The organism is Nonomuraea insulae (assembly GCF_042656245.1).
The window spans coordinates 38,101-53,321 of the sequence record NZ_JBHSPA010000045.1 but is presented as its reverse complement, the minus strand read 5'-3'; the positions used below and the strand labels follow the sequence as shown (position 1 = coordinate 53,321).

General features: G+C 69.0%; 16 protein-coding genes. 7 read left to right on the top strand and 9 right to left on the bottom strand.

Going from position 1 to position 15,221, the window contains the following annotated elements:
- The first annotated feature begins 69 nt into the window (after nucleotides 1-69).
- Nucleotides 70-354 (top strand): DUF6351 family protein, encoded by a 285-nt coding sequence (locus tag ACFPZ3_RS34575; RefSeq protein WP_379518511.1) that lies wholly within the window; start codon nucleotides 70-72, stop codon nucleotides 352-354.
- Here the strand turns inward: ACFPZ3_RS34575 and ACFPZ3_RS34570 are convergent.
- The gene (locus tag ACFPZ3_RS34570) at nucleotides 332-1,564 is read right to left on the bottom strand and encodes an MFS transporter (protein WP_379518510.1); all 1,233 of its coding nucleotides are present in this window, start codon (nucleotides 1,562-1,564) and stop codon (nucleotides 332-334) included. The genes ACFPZ3_RS34575 and ACFPZ3_RS34570 overlap by 23 nt on opposite strands.
- 57 nt (nucleotides 1,565-1,621) lie before the next feature.
- On the opposite strand from ACFPZ3_RS34570, the gene ACFPZ3_RS34565 reads away from it, so the two are divergent.
- Nucleotides 1,622-2,140, top strand: coding sequence for an ArsR/SmtB family transcription factor (locus ACFPZ3_RS34565; RefSeq protein ID WP_379518509.1), 519 nt, complete (start codon nucleotides 1,622-1,624; stop codon nucleotides 2,138-2,140).
- Between the two features lie 40 nt (nucleotides 2,141-2,180).
- On the opposite strand, the gene valS is transcribed toward ACFPZ3_RS34565, so the two are convergent.
- Complete coding sequence (gene valS, locus ACFPZ3_RS34560) at nucleotides 2,181-4,658, bottom strand: valine--tRNA ligase (RefSeq protein ID WP_379518508.1); 2,478 nt, start codon at nucleotides 4,656-4,658, stop codon at nucleotides 2,181-2,183.
- Between the two features lie 107 nt (nucleotides 4,659-4,765).
- Between valS and ACFPZ3_RS34555 the strand changes: the two genes are divergently transcribed.
- Nucleotides 4,766-5,050: a DUF4235 domain-containing protein gene (locus ACFPZ3_RS34555; protein ID WP_379518507.1), complete on the top strand. Its 285-nt coding sequence runs from the start codon at nucleotides 4,766-4,768 to the stop codon at nucleotides 5,048-5,050.
- Here the strand turns inward: ACFPZ3_RS34555 and ACFPZ3_RS34550 are convergent.
- Genes ACFPZ3_RS34550 through ACFPZ3_RS34540 form a run of 3 tightly spaced genes read right to left on the bottom strand, consistent with a single transcriptional unit; the run spans nucleotide 4,983 to nucleotide 8,910 of the window.
- Entirely contained in the window at nucleotides 4,983-6,416 is a 1,434-nt protein-coding gene (locus ACFPZ3_RS34550) for an alpha,alpha-trehalose-phosphate synthase (UDP-forming) (protein ID WP_379518506.1), read from the bottom strand. The two genes, ACFPZ3_RS34555 and ACFPZ3_RS34550, sit on opposite strands and share 68 nt — an antisense overlap.
- Before the next feature lie 17 nt (nucleotides 6,417-6,433).
- Nucleotides 6,434-7,966 carry an FAD-dependent monooxygenase gene (locus ACFPZ3_RS34545; RefSeq protein ID WP_379518505.1) on the bottom strand — a complete coding sequence of 511 codons (1,533 nt, stop codon included), beginning with the start codon at nucleotides 7,964-7,966 and terminating at the stop codon, nucleotides 6,434-6,436.
- Entirely contained in the window at nucleotides 7,963-8,910 is a 948-nt protein-coding gene (locus tag ACFPZ3_RS34540) for an MBL fold metallo-hydrolase (protein ID WP_379518504.1), read from the bottom strand. Before ACFPZ3_RS34540 ends, ACFPZ3_RS34545 begins: the two co-directional genes overlap by 4 nt.
- Nucleotides 8,911-9,018: 108 nt before the next feature.
- Here ACFPZ3_RS34540 and paaI point away from each other — a divergent pair, with 108 nt between their 5' ends.
- The 3 genes from paaI to ACFPZ3_RS34525 are packed head-to-tail and all read left to right on the top strand — an operon-like array spanning nucleotide 9,019 to nucleotide 11,289.
- A complete protein-coding gene (paaI, locus tag ACFPZ3_RS34535) occupies nucleotides 9,019-9,387 on the top strand; it encodes a hydroxyphenylacetyl-CoA thioesterase PaaI (protein ID WP_379519017.1) in 369 nt (122 codons plus the stop codon).
- The gene (gene paaK, locus ACFPZ3_RS34530) at nucleotides 9,384-10,679 is read left to right on the top strand and encodes a phenylacetate--CoA ligase PaaK (RefSeq protein WP_379518503.1); all 1,296 of its coding nucleotides are present in this window, start codon (nucleotides 9,384-9,386) and stop codon (nucleotides 10,677-10,679) included. Before paaI ends, paaK begins: the two co-directional genes overlap by 4 nt.
- A gap of 4 nt (nucleotides 10,680-10,683) precedes the next feature.
- Nucleotides 10,684-11,289, top strand: coding sequence for a TetR/AcrR family transcriptional regulator (locus tag ACFPZ3_RS34525; protein ID WP_379518502.1), 606 nt, complete (start codon nucleotides 10,684-10,686; stop codon nucleotides 11,287-11,289).
- Between the two features lie 7 nt (nucleotides 11,290-11,296).
- Here ACFPZ3_RS34525 and ACFPZ3_RS34520 read toward each other — a convergent pair whose 3' ends face one another.
- The 4 genes from ACFPZ3_RS34520 to ACFPZ3_RS34505 form a co-directional block, all read right to left on the bottom strand.
- A complete protein-coding gene (locus ACFPZ3_RS34520; RefSeq protein WP_379518501.1) occupies nucleotides 11,297-12,124 on the bottom strand; it encodes a hypothetical protein in 828 nt (275 codons plus the stop codon).
- Nucleotides 12,125-12,207: 83 nt separating this feature from the next.
- Nucleotides 12,208-12,507, bottom strand: a complete 300-nt coding sequence (locus tag ACFPZ3_RS34515) for a DUF4193 domain-containing protein (protein WP_379518500.1) — start codon at nucleotides 12,505-12,507, stop codon at nucleotides 12,208-12,210.
- 321 nt (nucleotides 12,508-12,828) lie between these two features.
- Nucleotides 12,829-14,085 (bottom strand): sensor histidine kinase, encoded by a 1,257-nt coding sequence (locus ACFPZ3_RS34510; RefSeq protein ID WP_379518499.1) that lies wholly within the window; start codon nucleotides 14,083-14,085, stop codon nucleotides 12,829-12,831.
- 38 nt (nucleotides 14,086-14,123) lie between these two features.
- A complete protein-coding gene (locus ACFPZ3_RS34505) occupies nucleotides 14,124-14,777 on the bottom strand; it encodes a response regulator transcription factor (RefSeq protein WP_379518498.1) in 654 nt (217 codons plus the stop codon).
- Between the two features lie 246 nt (nucleotides 14,778-15,023).
- Here ACFPZ3_RS34505 and ACFPZ3_RS34500 point away from each other — a divergent pair, with 246 nt between their 5' ends.
- On the top strand, nucleotides 15,024-15,188 hold the full coding sequence (locus ACFPZ3_RS34500; RefSeq protein ID WP_181449058.1) for a hypothetical protein: 165 nt from the start codon (nucleotides 15,024-15,026) through the stop codon (nucleotides 15,186-15,188).
- The last annotated feature ends 33 nt before the right edge of the window (nucleotides 15,189-15,221 follow it).

The following is a 15,221-nucleotide window of genomic DNA, read 5'->3' as shown; positions in this document are numbered from 1 at the left end:
GCGGTTAACCGGCCGGGCAGCTCAGAGCGTAACGACGGCAGGCGCTCACATCCAGAAGATCGGCAAGCCGTGGACCGCTGCTTCGCCACGGACGGCACCCAGATCGCGGCCGGGCCCCGCGTCTGGGACGGCATACTCGACCACCGCTCCCCCGGCGTCTGCACCCAGCGCTTCCCGCTCTACTCCACCTCCCGCGTCGTGGCGGGCGGCCCGATCGAGGGCGGCGTGTACAAGTGCCGCCTCCAGCCGGTCGACCGGGCCATCGCGAGGGGCCTGTACGGCTCCTGGCGGCCGGCCCAGGACCAGCGCGCCCGCCTGAAGCAGATCTTCCCTACCGGGGTGTGTGACTACTGACAGGCAACTCCCGCATCGTGCGCATGGGCGAGGTGAACAACCACAGGAACGCCAGGCAGGCGCCGCACGCGGCGACCAGCAGCGTGTTCCTGACCCCGATCACCTCGCCCAGCACACCGCCGACCAGCCCGCCCAGCGGCAGCGTGCCCCACACGAGGAAGCGCATGGTGGCGTTCATCCGGCCGAGCAGCGACTCGGGGGTGGCGGCCTGGCGGAAGCTGAGCTGGGTGACGTTGTAGACGACCACCCCGATCCCGTTGCAGAACTCGTACACCACGAAGAACCCGAGCCTCCAGTCGGCCTCCGTCCACGGCAGCAGGAACGACAGCGGCGCGGGCAGCGCGATGGCCAGCCACATCGTGGGCCCCTGGCCGAGCAGCCGGACCAGCCGCGTGTTGATCACCGCGCCGATGACCCCGCCGAGCCCGCCCGCCGCGAAGAGCAGGCCGATCGTGCCCGCGCTCAGGCCCAGCTCTCTGGCCAGCAGCAGCAGGATCATCGGCTGGGCGATCGAGGAGAACAGGTTCGCGGTGGCCGTGCAGCCCGCGATGCGGCGCAACAGCCGGTGCCCGATGACGAACCTGACGCCCTCCCCGATCTCCTTGGCCAGGTGTGCGCGCCCGCGCTCATGACGGGTCTCCCGTTTGCGGATGGTGCCCAGGCACAGCGCCGACCACGCGTACCCGGCCACGGTGACGACGAGCGCGAACGGCGCGGTGAGGAACTGGATCAGGTAGCCGCCGAGGCTGGGCCCGCCGAGCTGCGCCACCGTACGCACGCCCTCCAGCATGGAGTTGCCCTCGACGAGCCGCTCCCGCCCGACGAGGTGCGGCAGATAACTCTGGTACGCGGCGTCGAAGAACACGGTGAACACCCCGAGCACCAGCGCCACGCCGTAGAGCTGGTACATCGTCAGCACGTCCAGCCACCACGCCACCGGCACGGAGACCAGCGCGAGGGCCCGCCCCCAGTCGCCGACCACCATCACCGCACGTTTGCTCAACCGGTCAACGAGAGCGCCCGCGGGCAGCCCGATCACCACGAACGCCAGCGTCTGGCACGCCGCCAGCGCCCCCACCTCGAACTCCGAGGCATGGAGCGCCGACACGGCGGCCAGCGGCAGGGCCAGCAGGAGGAGCTGGCTGCCCGCCTGGCTGGCGCTGTCGGCGAGGAACAACCCGCGGAAGTCGTGCTCACGTAACAGGCTCACCCGGAGAAGCATCCATGACCGATTGAAATTAATCAACCGGTTATAGGGTGGCCTGCCATGGGCACCCAACGCCGCCCCGCCACCGAGGCGGAGGCCCGCGCACTGGCCTCCTCCGTACGACTGCGCATCCTGCGGCTCTGCCTGGACCAGGCGCTGACCAACAAGGAGATCGCGAGCCGGCTGGCCGCGAACCCCGCCACCACGCTGCACCACGTGCGCAAGCTGGTCGACACCGGTTTCCTGGCCGCCGAGCCCAGCCGGCCCGGCCCGCGCGGCTCCACCGAGATCCCCTACCGCGCCACCGGCAAGTCGTGGGAGATGGACGTCCGCGAGAGCCGCGTGACCGGCGCGAACACCGCGATTCTCGACGCCTTCCTGGAGGAGGTCAGGCTGACGGATGTCGAGAAGGGCGACTTCGTCAGGCTCGGGCTCCGGCTCACCGCCGAGGGGCGGGACGAGCTGCGGCGGCGGCTGCAGGAGGTCTTCGACGACTTCCGCGACCGGCAGCCGGCGCCGGACGGCGAGGCGTACTCCCTCTTCCTGTCCGTCCACCACGACGTCGCCAGAGACGACTGACGGGGAGGGCGCGCGGCGCACTCCCCGTCATCGGCCGAGATCAGCCCAGGTGGACTTCGACCTTCAGCTCGTCACCGTATTCCAGCACGAACTCCTCGACGTTGCCCGCCGCGCACAGGTCGTCCTGCGCCTGCCGCACCAGCTCGGCCTCAGGCGCCCACACGATGAGCCTGGACACCTCGGCCCGCATCGACAGCTTGGCCTCCGACTTGGCCTTGCGCACCTGCCCGAGCACCTCGGACGCCACGACCAGCACCGCCGGGTCCCCCGCGCGCTGATCGGCGGCGGGCCAGGAGGCACGGTGCACCGAGCCGTCGCGCCACCACGACCACACCTCTTCTGTCACGAACGGCAGGAACGGCGCGAACAACCGCAGCAGCGTGTCGAGCGCCTGCCGCAACGCCGCGTGCGCCGAGGCGGAGGCCGCGCCCGACTCGTAGGCCCGCGCCTTGACCAGCTCCAGGTAGTCGTCGCAGAACGCCCAGAAGAAGCGCTCCACGGCCTCGATGGCCCGGGTGTGGTCGTAGGCGGCCAGCGCGTCCCCGGCCTCGCGTACGACGTCGGACAGCGCCGCCAGCATCGACTGGTCGACCGGCTCGCTCACCTCGGAGTCGTCGGACGCCAGCCCCAGCACGAACTTGGACGCGTTGAGGATCTTGATGGCCAGCCGCCGCCCGATCTTGAGCTGTCCGGGGTCGAAGGTGGTGTCCACGCCGTAGCGCCCGTTGGCCGCCCAGTAGCGCACCGCGTCGGAGCCGTGCTGCTCCAGCAGGTCGAGCGGGGTGACCACGTTGCCCTTGGACTTGGACATCTTCTTGCGGTCGGGGTCGAGGATCCACCCGGAGATCGCGACGTCGCTCCACGGCGTGCCGCCGAACTCGTAGTGGGCCCTGACCACGCTGGAGAACAACCAGGTGCGGATGATCTCGTGGGCCTGCGGCCGCAGGTCCGCGGGGTAGACGCGCCGGAAGAGGTCGTCGTCGCTCTCCCACCGGCCGGCGATCTGCGGCGTCAGCGACGATGTGGCCCAGGTGTCCATGACGTCGGGGTCGGCCATGAACCCGCCGGGCACGCCGCGCTGCTCCTCGGTGTAGCCGGGCGGCACGTCGGAGGACGGCTCGACCGGCAGCATGTCCTCGGTGGGCAGGATCGGCGCGTCGTGGACGGGCTGCCCCGACTCGTCGATCGGATACCACACCGGGAACGGCACGCCGAAGAAGCGCTGGCGCGAGATCAGCCAGTCGCCGGTCAGCCCCTCGACCCAGTTCTCGTATCGCACGCGCATGTGCGGCGGGTGCCAGGCCAGCTCGCGCCCGCGCGCCAGCAGCAGCCGCCGCAGCTCCTCGTCGCGGCCGCCGTTGCGGATGTACCACTGCCGGGTGGTGACGATCTCCAGCGGCTTGTCGCCGCGCTCGTAGAACTTCACCGTGCGCCGCACCGGCCTGGGCTCGCCCTCAAGGTCGCCCGACTCGCGCAGCAGCTCCACGATGCGCTCACGGGCGCTGTGGACGGTCTTCCCCGCGAGCTCCTTGTACGGCTCGGCGTCCACGCCCTGCGGCGGCTCGGCCAGCAGCCGCCCGTCCCAGCCGATGACCGGCCGGGTCGGCAACTGCAGCTCCCGCCACCAGGTGACGTCGGTGATGTCGCCGAACGTGCAGATCATCGCGATGCCGGTGCCCTTGTCGGGCTCGGCCAGGCGGTGGGCCAGCACCGGCACCTCGACCCCGAACAGCGGCGTCAGCACCGAGGTGCCGAACAGCTCCTGGTAACGCTCGTCGTCGGGATGGGCGACCAGCGCCACGCAGGCGGGGATCAGCTCGGGCCGGGTGGTCTCGATCCAGACCGGGCCCTTCTCGCCGTAGAAGGAGATCTTGTGGAAGGCGCCTGGCCACTCCCGGTCCTCCAGCTCGGCCTGGGCCACGGCGGTGCGGAAGCTCACGTCCCACAACGTGGGCGCCTCGGCGAGGTAGGCCTCGCCGCGCAGCAGGTTGCGCAGGAACGCGCGCTGCGACACCGCCCGCGACTCGTCGCTGATCGTGGTGTAGAGCAGCGACCAGTCCACCGACAGGCCGACCCGCCGCCAGACCTCCTCGAACGCCTGCTCGTCGACGGCGGTCAGCCGGTGGCACAACTCCACGAAGTTGCGCCGCGAGACCGAGATCTCGCGCTTGCCGGGCTTGTCCGGCGGAACGAAGCCGGGGTCGTACGGAAGCGACGGGTCGCAACGCACGCCGTAGACGTTCTGGACGCGGCGCTCGGTGGGCAGCCCGTTGTCGTCCCAGCCGATGGGGTAGAACACCGACTTACCGATCATCCGCTGATAGCGGGCCATGATGTCGGTGTGGGTGAAGGAGAAGACGTGACCGACGTGCAACGACCCCGACACGGTCGGCGGCGGCGTGTCGATCGAGTAGACCTGCTCGCGCGGCTTGGTGCGGTCGAAGCGGTAGGTGCCCTCATCCTCCCAGCGAGCTACCCATACCTGCTCCAAGCCGTCGAGGGTCGGCTTCTGGGGCATGGATGGACGGCATGGTCGCTGTTGAGTCATGCCTCCTTATGGTACGGCTTCGCGGACCGGCGAGCGGTAGAGACTAGGGTTCGTTACAAAGGGGAAGGGAGATCGAAATGGCGGAGGACAAGCCCGATATCGCCTGGCGTGTCATAGGTGGCTTGGTGGGTCTGGTGACCGCCTGGGGGGCGCGGAAGATCCTCGGGTATGCCTGGCAGAAGACGACCGGCAAGGAGCCGCCACTCGACACCGACTCGCCCGAGGTCAGCATGGGCGAGGCGATCGGCTACGCCGTCGTCATGGGTGTGGGCATGTCCGTGGCGCAGATCGTGGTCAACCGGACCGCCAAGAAGCGCTACGACGCGTGGAAGGCTCTGAAGCAGGTGACTCCAGGGCCGTGAGGAACTCACTCGCCCAGCGGTCCACGTCGTAGGTGGCTACCCGGCGGCGCATCGTGCGCATCCGCCGGGCCAGCTCGTGCGGCGTGGCCCGCATCGCCGCCAGCATCTGGCGCTTGACGTCCTCCACGTCATACGGATTGACCAGGTACGCCTGCCGCAGCTCGTCGGCCGCCCCGGTGAACTCGCTGAGCACCAGCCCGCCGTGCAGGTCGTGGTGACAGGAGACGTACTCCTTGGCCACCAGGTTCATCCCGTCGCGCAAGGGCGTGACGACCATGACGTCGGCGGCCAGATAGAGCGCGGCCAGCTCCTCGTGGTCGTAGGACTGGTGGAAATACCACACCGGCTGGTAGCCGAGCTGGGCGTGCTCCCCGTTGATCCGGCCGACCTGCAGCTCGATGTCGTCACGCAGCCTGCGGTACTCGTCCACCCGCTCCCTGCTGGGCGTGGCGATCTGCACGAAGACGGCCTCGCCGGGGCGCAGCCGCCCGTCGTTGAGCAGCTCGCCGAACCCCTCCAGCCGCTGCCCGATGCCCTTGGTGTAGTCGAGCCGGTCCACGCCGAGCAGCACGTGCTCGGGGTCGCCCAGCTCCATCCTGATCTCCTTGGCCCGCGCCACGATGTTCGGCTCGCGTACCAGTGAGTCGAGGAAGGCGAAGTCCACGGAGATCGGGAACGCCTGCGTGGTGACGCTCCGGTCGTCGAGGAAGATCTCGTTCCCCTTGTACGGCAGCCCGAGCAGCCGGCGGCACAACCTGCGGAAGTTCGAGGCGCCGCCGGGCAGCTGGAAGCCCACCAGATCGGCCCCGAGCAGCCCTTCGACCAGCTCCTTGCGCCACGGCAGCCGCCAGAACAGCTCCGTGGGCGGGAACGGGATGTGCAGGAAGAAGCCGATCCGCAGGTCGGGCCTGAGCTTGCGCAACATGGCGGGCACGAGCTGGAGCTGGTAGTCCTGCACCCAGACGACCGCGCCCTCGTCGGCCGCTTCCGCGGCGGCCTCGGCGAAGCGCTGGTTGACGACCTGGTACGCCTCCCACATCGCCCGGTCGAAGACCGGCGGGGCCACCACGTCGTGGTAGAGCGGCCACAGGGTGGCGTTGGAGAAGCCCTCGTAGTAGAGCTCCACCTCGCGGGCCGACAGCGGGACGGGGATGAGGCTCATCCCGCCCTGCTCGAACGGCTCCAGCTTCTCGTCGGCCGCCCCGTGCCACCCGGCCCAGGCTCCGTGGCGGCGCTGCATCACCGGCGCTATCGCCGTGACGAGCCCGCCAGGACTCCTGCGCCACGAGGCCGTTCCGTCTGGCTCGACCGCCCGGTCCACCGGCAACCGGTTCGCGACGATCAGAAACGAGTTACGGCCAGTCACGCAGTCCTCCTATGGGGTCATCTATCAGGCGAGCCGCCGAGCGCACGACTCACAGCGGCCGCTATCGACTCCGGCCCCGCATGGGGGATGATCGCGGCGATGTGGGAATCGGGCCTGATGAGCCATGCCTCATCGGGCCCGGCGCCGAGCCTCTCAGCGAGCGAGCCAGTTCCATCCATCTCCGCGAGCCCGCGTACGGCGAGCGGCGCCGTAATGACCTTGCCCAGGACCTGCACAAACAAACGCGAATCGCACATATCACCCAGAAGCACAAGGAATCCATCACGCGTGAACTCCCGCAATCTGCCTCCGGGAAGCGGCGCGTCGGGCAGGATCACCCCGGGCGCGGGCACGCACAGCGCGCCCTTCGGCGGGCGGCCCAGGAAGGGGCGCGACGGCTCGGGGGTGGTGAGCGGCGAGTCCACGTACCAGAAGGGCTCGGCGAACCGCCCGGAGTCCACCTCCGCCACCCGCCCGCCCTCCAGCACGGCCCGCCGCCGCATGCGCTCCTCGACACTCGTGGGGACGAGGAAGCGCATGGTGGCGGCGGTGATCTCCAGGTTCTCCAGCGCCGCCGCGTGCCGCTCCACGTGGTACGACTCCAGCAGCTCCTCCCCCGCCCAGCCGTTGAGCACGAAGGCCAGCTTCCAGGCCGCGTTCTCGGCGTCGGGCACCCCGGAGTTGAGCCCCCGCGCGCCGAACGGGGCCACCAGGTGGGCGCAGTCGCCCGCCAGCAGGACCCGTCCGACGCGCATGCGGGAGGCGATGCGCGAGTGGAAGCGGTATGTGCTGTGCCAGAGAAGCTCATACGGCCGGTCCCCAATGATTTGCCGGATTTTCCGCGAAATATCGGCATCTGTTGGGATGAAGTCGGGCGCTATCTGCCAGTCGATCCGGTACGTACCGCCGGGGCAGGGATGGATGAGCACCTGACGGCCGGGGTTCCAGACGGGGTCGAAGTAAAAGCGGCGCTCGTCCTCCCAGCCGGGCAGGTCGGCCTTGATGTCGCAGATCAGGAACTGGTCCTCGAACGTCCCCCCGGAGAAGGCCACCCCCAGCGCGCCGCGCACCGCCTGGGCCCTGGCTCCCGCGCAGGCCAGCACGTAGGGCGCGCGCAGCAACCGCTGGCCGCAGTGCACGGTGACGCCGGAGGTGTCCTGGGTCAGCCCGGTGACCTCGTGGTCCCAGCGCACCTCGATGAGCGGCTGCCCGGCGACGGCCTCGTCGAGGATCTGCTCGGTACGGGTCTGCGAGATGTTCACGCACGCCGGCAGCGGCCCCTCGCGCTCGAAGGACCAGGAGAACAGCTCGCGGTCGCGGTAGTACGTGCGGGCGGTCGTCCAGGCCAGCCCCTCCTCGGCCACCTTCCCCGCCCCGGCGGCGGCCCAGATGTCGAGCACGTCGCGCTGCTGGCAGATCGACTTCGACCCGCCCCGCCCCCGGCCAGGCCGCTGGTCGAGCACCAGCACCTGGATTCCCCAGCGGGCCAGCAACAGCGCGGCGCTCTGCCCGACCGGGCCCGCGCCGATCACGATGACCTGCGCGCTCACGACTGCAACTCCTCCCAGACCTGCCGGTCGCGCTCGGCCGTCCAGACGCGCGGCCGTTCGACGCCGTGCAACTCGTCCCAGAGCCGGGAGACGTTGAACGGCAGGCAGTGCTCGAAGATCGGCCAGGAGCCGTAGCGGGGCTCCAGGACCCGGTGCGTACGCTCGAACGCCTCCTTCACCGACCCCGCCGCGCCCACCTCACGCAGCATGACCGTCAGGAAGTCGCGCGTCTGCCCGATGGCCGCCGCCACGCCCTCCTTGCCTCTGGCCACCGCGCCCCTGCCGCCGACCAGCGTCTCCGCCCCGAACGACGCCACCCGGTCGAGTGTCCCCGAGGCCCAGTCGCGGTGGAAGGCGTCGCCGGTGTAGAGGGCGGCCTGCGACTCGACCAGGTCGCCGGCGAACATGATCCGCTGGTCCGGCAGCCAGGCGACCAGGTCGCCCTCGGTGTGGCCGCGCCCGCAGTAGTGCAACTCCAGGTCGCCGCGCCCGCCGCCCAGGTCGATGGTGAACCGCTCGCTGAACGTCGCCGTCGGCAAGGTCAGGCCGGGGATGGAGGCGGGTTCCATGAACAGGCGGGGCATCCTGGCGTATTCGCTGGCCCAGTCCTGCTCGCCGCGCTCGGAGATCAGCTCCCTGGTCTTCTCGTGGGTGACGATCACCTCCGCGCCGAACGCCGAGGCGCCCAGCACCCTGACCGCGTGGTAGTGCGACAACACGAGGTATCTGATCGGCTTGTCGGTGTGCTCGCGCAGCCTGGTCAGCCACTCGCGGGCGGCCACGGGCGTGGCCAGCGCCTCGAAGCAGACGAGGAAGTCATCGCCCTCGACCGCGCCCACGTTGGGGTCGCCCTCGGCCGTGAGCGCGTACACACCCTCCGCCAGCACCTCCAGTGACTGCCGTTTCTCGCCCAGATCCGCCGACGAGGCGAACGGCTTGGCCATCGTTCCTCCTCCGGTGCACCCTCTTGACAGGGAAGTCCAGACGATGGTTTGTTTACCGAACATTCGGTCAGTTGACAAGGGAGACTTGCGTTGGAGAGCGCACGTCGCATGATGGACGCCGACATCGCCTCCGCGGCCCTGGGCATCGAGCTGACGGAGCTGGGCGAGGGCCGGGCCGCGTGCCGGATGGCAGTGACCGATCAGATGATCAACGGTCATGGGCTGTGCCACGGCGGATACGTGTTCTTGCTGGCCGACACGGCGTTCGCGTGCGCGTGCAACACCTACGGCCCGGTCACGGTCGCCGCGGGCGCGGAGATCACGTTCGTCTCCTCGGCCCGCGCGGGCGACGTGCTGGTGGCCGAGGCGGCCGAGCGCACCCGATTCGGCCGCAGCGGCATCTACGACATCACCGTGCGAGGGCCAAGTGGTCAGGTGGTCGCGGAGTTCCGCGGCCGGAGCCGGGAGTTGAAGTGAGATTAGGAGATCCCCCCGCACCCCACGAACTCGACCCGATCGAGCGGGTGTCGCGCGACGAGCTCATGGCGCTGCAGTTGGAGCGCCTCCAGGGAACCCTCAGCCACGCCTACCAGAACGTCCCGATTTATCGGGATAAATTTGACCAGGTCGGCGTGCATCCGAGCGACTGCAAGGAACTCGGGGACCTGGCGAAATTCCCCTTCACCACCAAGCAGGACCTGCGCGACAGCTACCCGTTCGGCATGTTCGCCGTACCGCGCGAGCGGGTCGCCAGGATCCACGCCTCCAGCGGCACCACGGGCCGGCCGACCGTCGTCGGCTACACCAGGAACGACATCGACGTCTGGGCCGAGGTCATGGCCCGCTCGATCCGCGCCTCGGGCGGGCGGCCTGGCGACATCGTGCACGTGGCCTACGGCTACGGGCTGTTCACCGGCGGCCTGGGCGCGCACTACGGGGCCGAGCGGCTGGGCTGCACGGTCGTGCCGATGTCGGGTGGCATGACGCCCAGGCAGGTCCGGCTGATCGAGGACTTCCGGCCGGACATCGTCATGGTGACGCCGTCGTACATGCTGGCCCTGCTGGACGAGTTCGCCGCGCAGGGCCTGGACCCGCGCGCGTCGTCCCTGCGCGTCGGGATCTTCGGCGCCGAGCCGTGGACCGAGAGGATGCGCACGGAGATCGAGGACAGCTTCGACCTGCACGCCGTGGACATCTACGGCCTGTCGGAGGTGATGGGCCCCGGCGTGGCGAACGAGTGCGTCGAGACCAAGGACGGGCTGCACATCTGGGAGGACCACTTCTACCCGGAGACCGTCGATCCCTTCACCGGTGAGCCGGCCCCGGCGGGAGAGCTGGTCTTCACCAGCCTCACCAAGGAGGCCATGCCGGTCATCCGCTACCGCACCCGCGACCTGACCCGGCTGCTGCCCGGCACCGCGAGGCCGGCGTTCCGGCGCATGGAGAAAGTGACCGGGCGGACCGACGACATGATCATCCTGCGCGGGGTGAACGTGTTCCCGACCCAGATCGAGGAGATCGTCCTGGGCGTCGAGGGCCTGTCACCACACTTCCAGCTCCACCTCACACGGCCGGAGAGGCTCGATGTGATGACCGTCATGGTTGAGGCCCGCCCTGGCTCCGGCGGGCGCTCAGAGGCCGGTCAGACGCTGCGCAGGGCGGTAAAGGACATCGTCGGGGTGAGCGTGGAGGTCGAGGTGGTGGACCCGGAGACGCTGGAGCGGTCGGTCGGCAAACTCAAACGGGTCATCGACAAGCGGGAAAATTAGGCATATGTCCGGTCCGACTCCCACCCGTCAGCGCAGGCGCGGTCACGACCCCGAGTCCGTGTTGTCGATCGCCGTGGGTGTGTTCAACGAGCGCGGCTACGACGGCACCAGCATGGAGGACCTCGCCAGGGCGCTCGGCGTCACGAAGTCGGCCATCTACTACCACGTGCCGGGCAAGGAGCAACTCCTTGCCCGCGCGCTGGACCGGGCGCTGGACGGGCTGTTCGCGATGGTGGCCGACGAACGCGCCGCCTCGGGGGCGGCCATCGAGCGGCTGGAGTGGGTGGTCAGGCAGAGCGTGCGCATGCTCGTGGAGCGCCTGCCGTACGTGACGCTGCTGCTGCGCGTACGCGGCAACAGCCGCACGGAGCAGGCGGCGCTGGAGCGGCGGCGGGAGTTCGACCGGTTCATCAGCCACCTGGTCAAGGAGGCGGCGGCGGAGGGCGGCATCCGCGCCGACGTGGAGCCCCTGCTGGTGACCCGGCTGCTGTTCGGCGCCGTCAACTCCATCACCGAGTGGTACCAGCCCGCGCGCGGCGACTCGGCCGACGACCTGGCGGACGCGCTGCTCAAGATGACCTTCGACGGCCTGCGCTCCGACGCGGCCTAGCGGGACCTCAGGGGTCGAGTTCGTCGCGCGAGGAGGAGCCGACGGCCCCGGGTTCAGTGCCCTGGGGCAGGGGGCGCTTGCCGCGCAGATCGTTGCGAATGGCCTGGCCCAGTTTCTTCGTGGCCATGCGGTTCAGCGCGCCACCGGCGACGGCGCCGGTGAAGAAGGGCCCGAACGTGGTCAGATGGCGTCCCAGCGTACGCATGAGACGGTTGCGCAGTGCCGTCTTGGTGGCCGCCCCGAGCGCCAGAGAGACGGAGGCGGGGGCGAGCGGGTCGATGCCGCGCTGTTTGGCCCAGGCGGCCGTGAAGGCGACCGCGCGTTGGGTTCCCGTGCCCTGGACGCGTACGCCATAGACCTCGTGCAGTTCGGCCAGGAGCTTGACCTCGATGGCGGCGACGACGATGGTCTCGGCGACGAGCTGAGCGGGGGCGGAGAGCAGGAGGGGTGGCGCGGCGAACTCGGCCGCGGCCAGTGCTCCGCCGATGGCGCCGACCGTCATCGTGGCTTTCTGGGCGGTGCGCACCAGATCGTCGGCGAGCTCCTCGCCGGTCAGGCCATGATGATGCTCGGCAAGGGTGTGCAGATCCCGGATGGGAATGCGCGGCGCGATGTTGAGGAAGACGTCCGCCAGCCAGCGCCCCCGGCCCGCGCCGGTGGCCCGCGCCTTCTTGGCCCCCGCGGACAGCGCTTGGGCTAGTCGGCCGAGCAGCCTGCGCCGCTCGGCCGGCTCCAGCTCACCCGGCCTGGTGAGCTTGCCTATGAGCTCGCCGACCTCGCGATCGGGATCGGCGATCTCACTGCCTGGTCGATGGTCTTTCTCGGGTACGGCCACGCGATGCCTCCATGTCTCTTGGTCGCGAGCGCTCAGGGTGTCGGTGGTCTCCCTCCTATCCCTGAACTCGTTCGCCCCAGAAATTAGGCGGCGCACTCCCGGCAGACCTGCTTGCCGTTCCTCTCGGAGGCGAGCTGGCTGCGGTGATGCACCAGGAAGCAGCGTGAGCAGGTGAACTCGTCGGCCTGACGGGGGATCACCCGCAGGGACAGCTCCTCGTTGGACAGGTCAGCACCAGGAAGCTCCAGCGACTCGGCCAGATCGGTCTCGTCGATGTCGATGCTGCCTGACGACTTGTCCGTGCGCCGCGCCTGGAGTTCCTGGAGGCTGTCCTCCCCCAGGTCGTCATCTGTCTTACGCGGGCTGTCGTAGTCGGTAGCCATTGTGCTTACTCCATCCCCCTCATCTATATGTCTTCGCGCTCATCGCGCGTCTTCTAACGTCCGGGAAGCCCATCTTGTGCCCGTTCCGTCGGGGAGATTTCCCATCGGTACCCCGCGGAAACGGACAACGAACCTCCCAACACGTCAGGGCCTGCTGCCGAAGGCAATGGTTAGCCAAATATGGCGAAACCCACAGCCTTGGCGTCATGCACCACCGTGTTCGACGGCACATCCAACCACATGTGCGGCGTGAATGAGACGCCCCCCGGGGCTCAACACGCGCCTCAACACGCGGACGGACGCACCGGACCGACATGTTCGTCAGCGGTTCGGGAGCCGAATGGTCACGACAAGTCCTCCACCATCGCGCGGCACGGCGGCCACATTCCCGCCGTGCGCCTGGACCACCGCACGGACGATGGACAGCCCGAGCCCCGCTCCCTTGGCCGATTCCACGCGGTCCGCATGGAGCCTCCTGAACGGCTCGAACAGGCTGTTCACCTCGTACGCCGGGACGTGCTGCCCCGTGTTGGCCACCTGAACAACCAAGCCACCGTCCGCCATTCCCGTCCGGATCCATACTTTTCCGTTTTCGGGAATGTTGTACTTCACAGCGTTCTCGAGCAGGTTGCTCACCGAGCGCTCCAGGAGCACCGGGTCGCCCACGGTAGGCGCGCTGACCAGTTCGGTCGTCACGGTTACCCCGTGCTCCTCGGCGAAGGGCGCGAGCTGTTCCACGGCGGTCCTGGCGACGTCCTGAACGTCGAGCGGTTTGCGCACCGCGAGTTCGCGTTCACTCCTGGCGAGCAACAGCAGCCCCTCAATGAGCTTCTCGTTACGCGCGTTGACCTCGAGGAGGGTACGGCCGAGCGCTTTGAGGTCCTGCGACGCCTCCGGATCCGACAGGGCGATCTCCAGGACGGTCCTGTTGATGGTCAGAGGCGTGCGCAATTCGTGAGAGGCGTTGGCCACGAATCGTCGCTGGGTGTCGAAGGCGACATTGAGCCTGGTGAGCATGGCGTCGAAGGTGTCGGCCAGCTCTTTCAGCTCGTCGTTGGGGCCCTCCAGGGCGATGCGCTGGTGGGCGAGCGTGCTCTCCGACAACTTGCGCGCGGTTCCGGTCATCTGCGCGACGGGCTTGAGCGCCCGGTCGGCCACGAAGTAGCCGATGATCAGCGCCAGGATCCCCACGCCCGCCAGGGCCATGAACGCGCTGCTGAGCAGCGCGTCCTGTGCCGCCGCCGCGGCCGCCTCCCGGTTGGCGTTCCAGATGATCTGGTTCCGCGGGGTGTTCAGGGCAGGTTCGAGATCCGGCCAGGAGGTGACCACGGCCCGGCCCACGATCGCGTACACCGAGAAGAGCAGCACGGCGGAGGCCGCGAACACCAGCGTGCCGTAGGTGATCGTCAGTCTCCACCGGATGCTGACCTTTCCAGGTAGCTCCTTCACACGTTCCATAGTGGAGCGCTGGGCGGGCTGCTGCGCGGGCGGAGGCGGGCCGTCCCAAGCAGGGGGCCCGACCGGAGGTGGCGGCTCCTGCACGCGTGTCGTCTTCCTCACCGAATGCGGGCTGATCATCGGATGCGTCGGTCCTGCCTCACGCTCCGGCCGTTCACTCACAATTTGTACCCAACTCCAGGCACAGTCTCGATCACCTGAGGCTCGCCCAGCTTCTTCCGCAGCGTCATCATGGTCACGCGGACCACGTTCGTGAAGGGATCGATGTTCTCGTCCCAGGCCTTGTCCAGCAGGTCCTCCTGGCTGACCACGGCGCCTTCCGCCCGCATCAGCTCCTCGAGGACCGCGAACTCCTTCTTGGTCAGCACGACCTCCCTGCCGTCGCGCTCCACCAGCCGCTTGCCCGGGTCGAGCCGGATCCCGGCCCGCTCCAGGACGGGCGGCAGGGCGGGGGCGGAGCGGCGGCCGAGGGCGCGGACCCTGGCGACCAGCTCGATGAACACGAACGGCTTGGCGAGGTAGTCGTCGGCGCCCAGGCCGAGTCCCTCAACCTTGTCGTCCACGTCGCCGGACGCGGTCAGCATCAGGATCCGCGAGGCCGTGCGCCCCTCCACCAGCCGCCGGCACACCTCGTCGCCGTGCACCACCGGCAGGTCACGGTCGAGCACGATCACGTCGTAGTCGATGTAGGAGGTGCGCTCAAGAGCGCCCCCGCCGTCGTACGCGACATCGACCGCCATGGCCTCGCGCCGAAGGCCGGTCGCGATCGCGTCAGCGAGCACCCGCTCATCCTCTACCACCAGCACGCGCACGCCTGGTACACCTCTCTTCGATTCTGGTCACTCATTCTGCCCACAACCTCGATAAGCGCACGGTAAGGCACGTTCAGGCGTCCGTGACCCCCTTGGATCCCCATCGTGAGGCAGGGCGCGGAGAAATTCATGTTTCGGAGGGCGACTAGCCGGGGTATGCCTGCGGAACACCCATTGCCCGGACTTCATCCGGCGATGGGGAAACTTCGCCCTCCGTACGGATCGAACCCCCAGAGAGTAGGTGAGATGGGCGAGTTCACGACCACGATCGAACACCGCCTCGACCAGGCTTACAAGGGCCTTCGGGAAGCTCGCAGCGCCGGCGACGACTACCTCGCCGACACACTCACCGCCGAGATCGAGGACCTGCGCAGGCTGGCCGACGATCACGGCATCCCGTTGCCCCGCTAGCCCATCGCGAAACGGCCGGAGCCTCACGGGCTC

Coding starts and splice junctions, on each gene's coding strand:
- ACFPZ3_RS34525 (WP_379518502.1), top strand. CDS start 10,684: ATGTCCGGTCCGACTCCCACCCGTCAGCGCAGGCGCGGTCACGACCCC.
- valS (WP_379518508.1), bottom strand. CDS start 4,658: ATGCCCCAGAAGCCGACCCTCGACGGCTTGGAGCAGGTATGGGTAGCT.
- paaI (WP_379519017.1), top strand. CDS start 9,019: ATGATGGACGCCGACATCGCCTCCGCGGCCCTGGGCATCGAGCTGACG.
- ACFPZ3_RS34565 (WP_379518509.1), top strand. CDS start 1,622: ATGGGCACCCAACGCCGCCCCGCCACCGAGGCGGAGGCCCGCGCACTG.
- ACFPZ3_RS34555 (WP_379518507.1), top strand. CDS start 4,766: ATGGCGGAGGACAAGCCCGATATCGCCTGGCGTGTCATAGGTGGCTTG.
- ACFPZ3_RS34515 (WP_379518500.1), bottom strand. CDS start 12,507: ATGGCTACCGACTACGACAGCCCGCGTAAGACAGATGACGACCTGGGG.
- ACFPZ3_RS34510 (WP_379518499.1), bottom strand. CDS start 14,085: ATGATCAGCCCGCATTCGGTGAGGAAGACGACACGCGTGCAGGAGCCG.
- ACFPZ3_RS34500 (WP_181449058.1), top strand. CDS start 15,024: ATGGGCGAGTTCACGACCACGATCGAACACCGCCTCGACCAGGCTTAC.
- ACFPZ3_RS34540 (WP_379518504.1), bottom strand. CDS start 8,910: ATGGCCAAGCCGTTCGCCTCGTCGGCGGATCTGGGCGAGAAACGGCAG.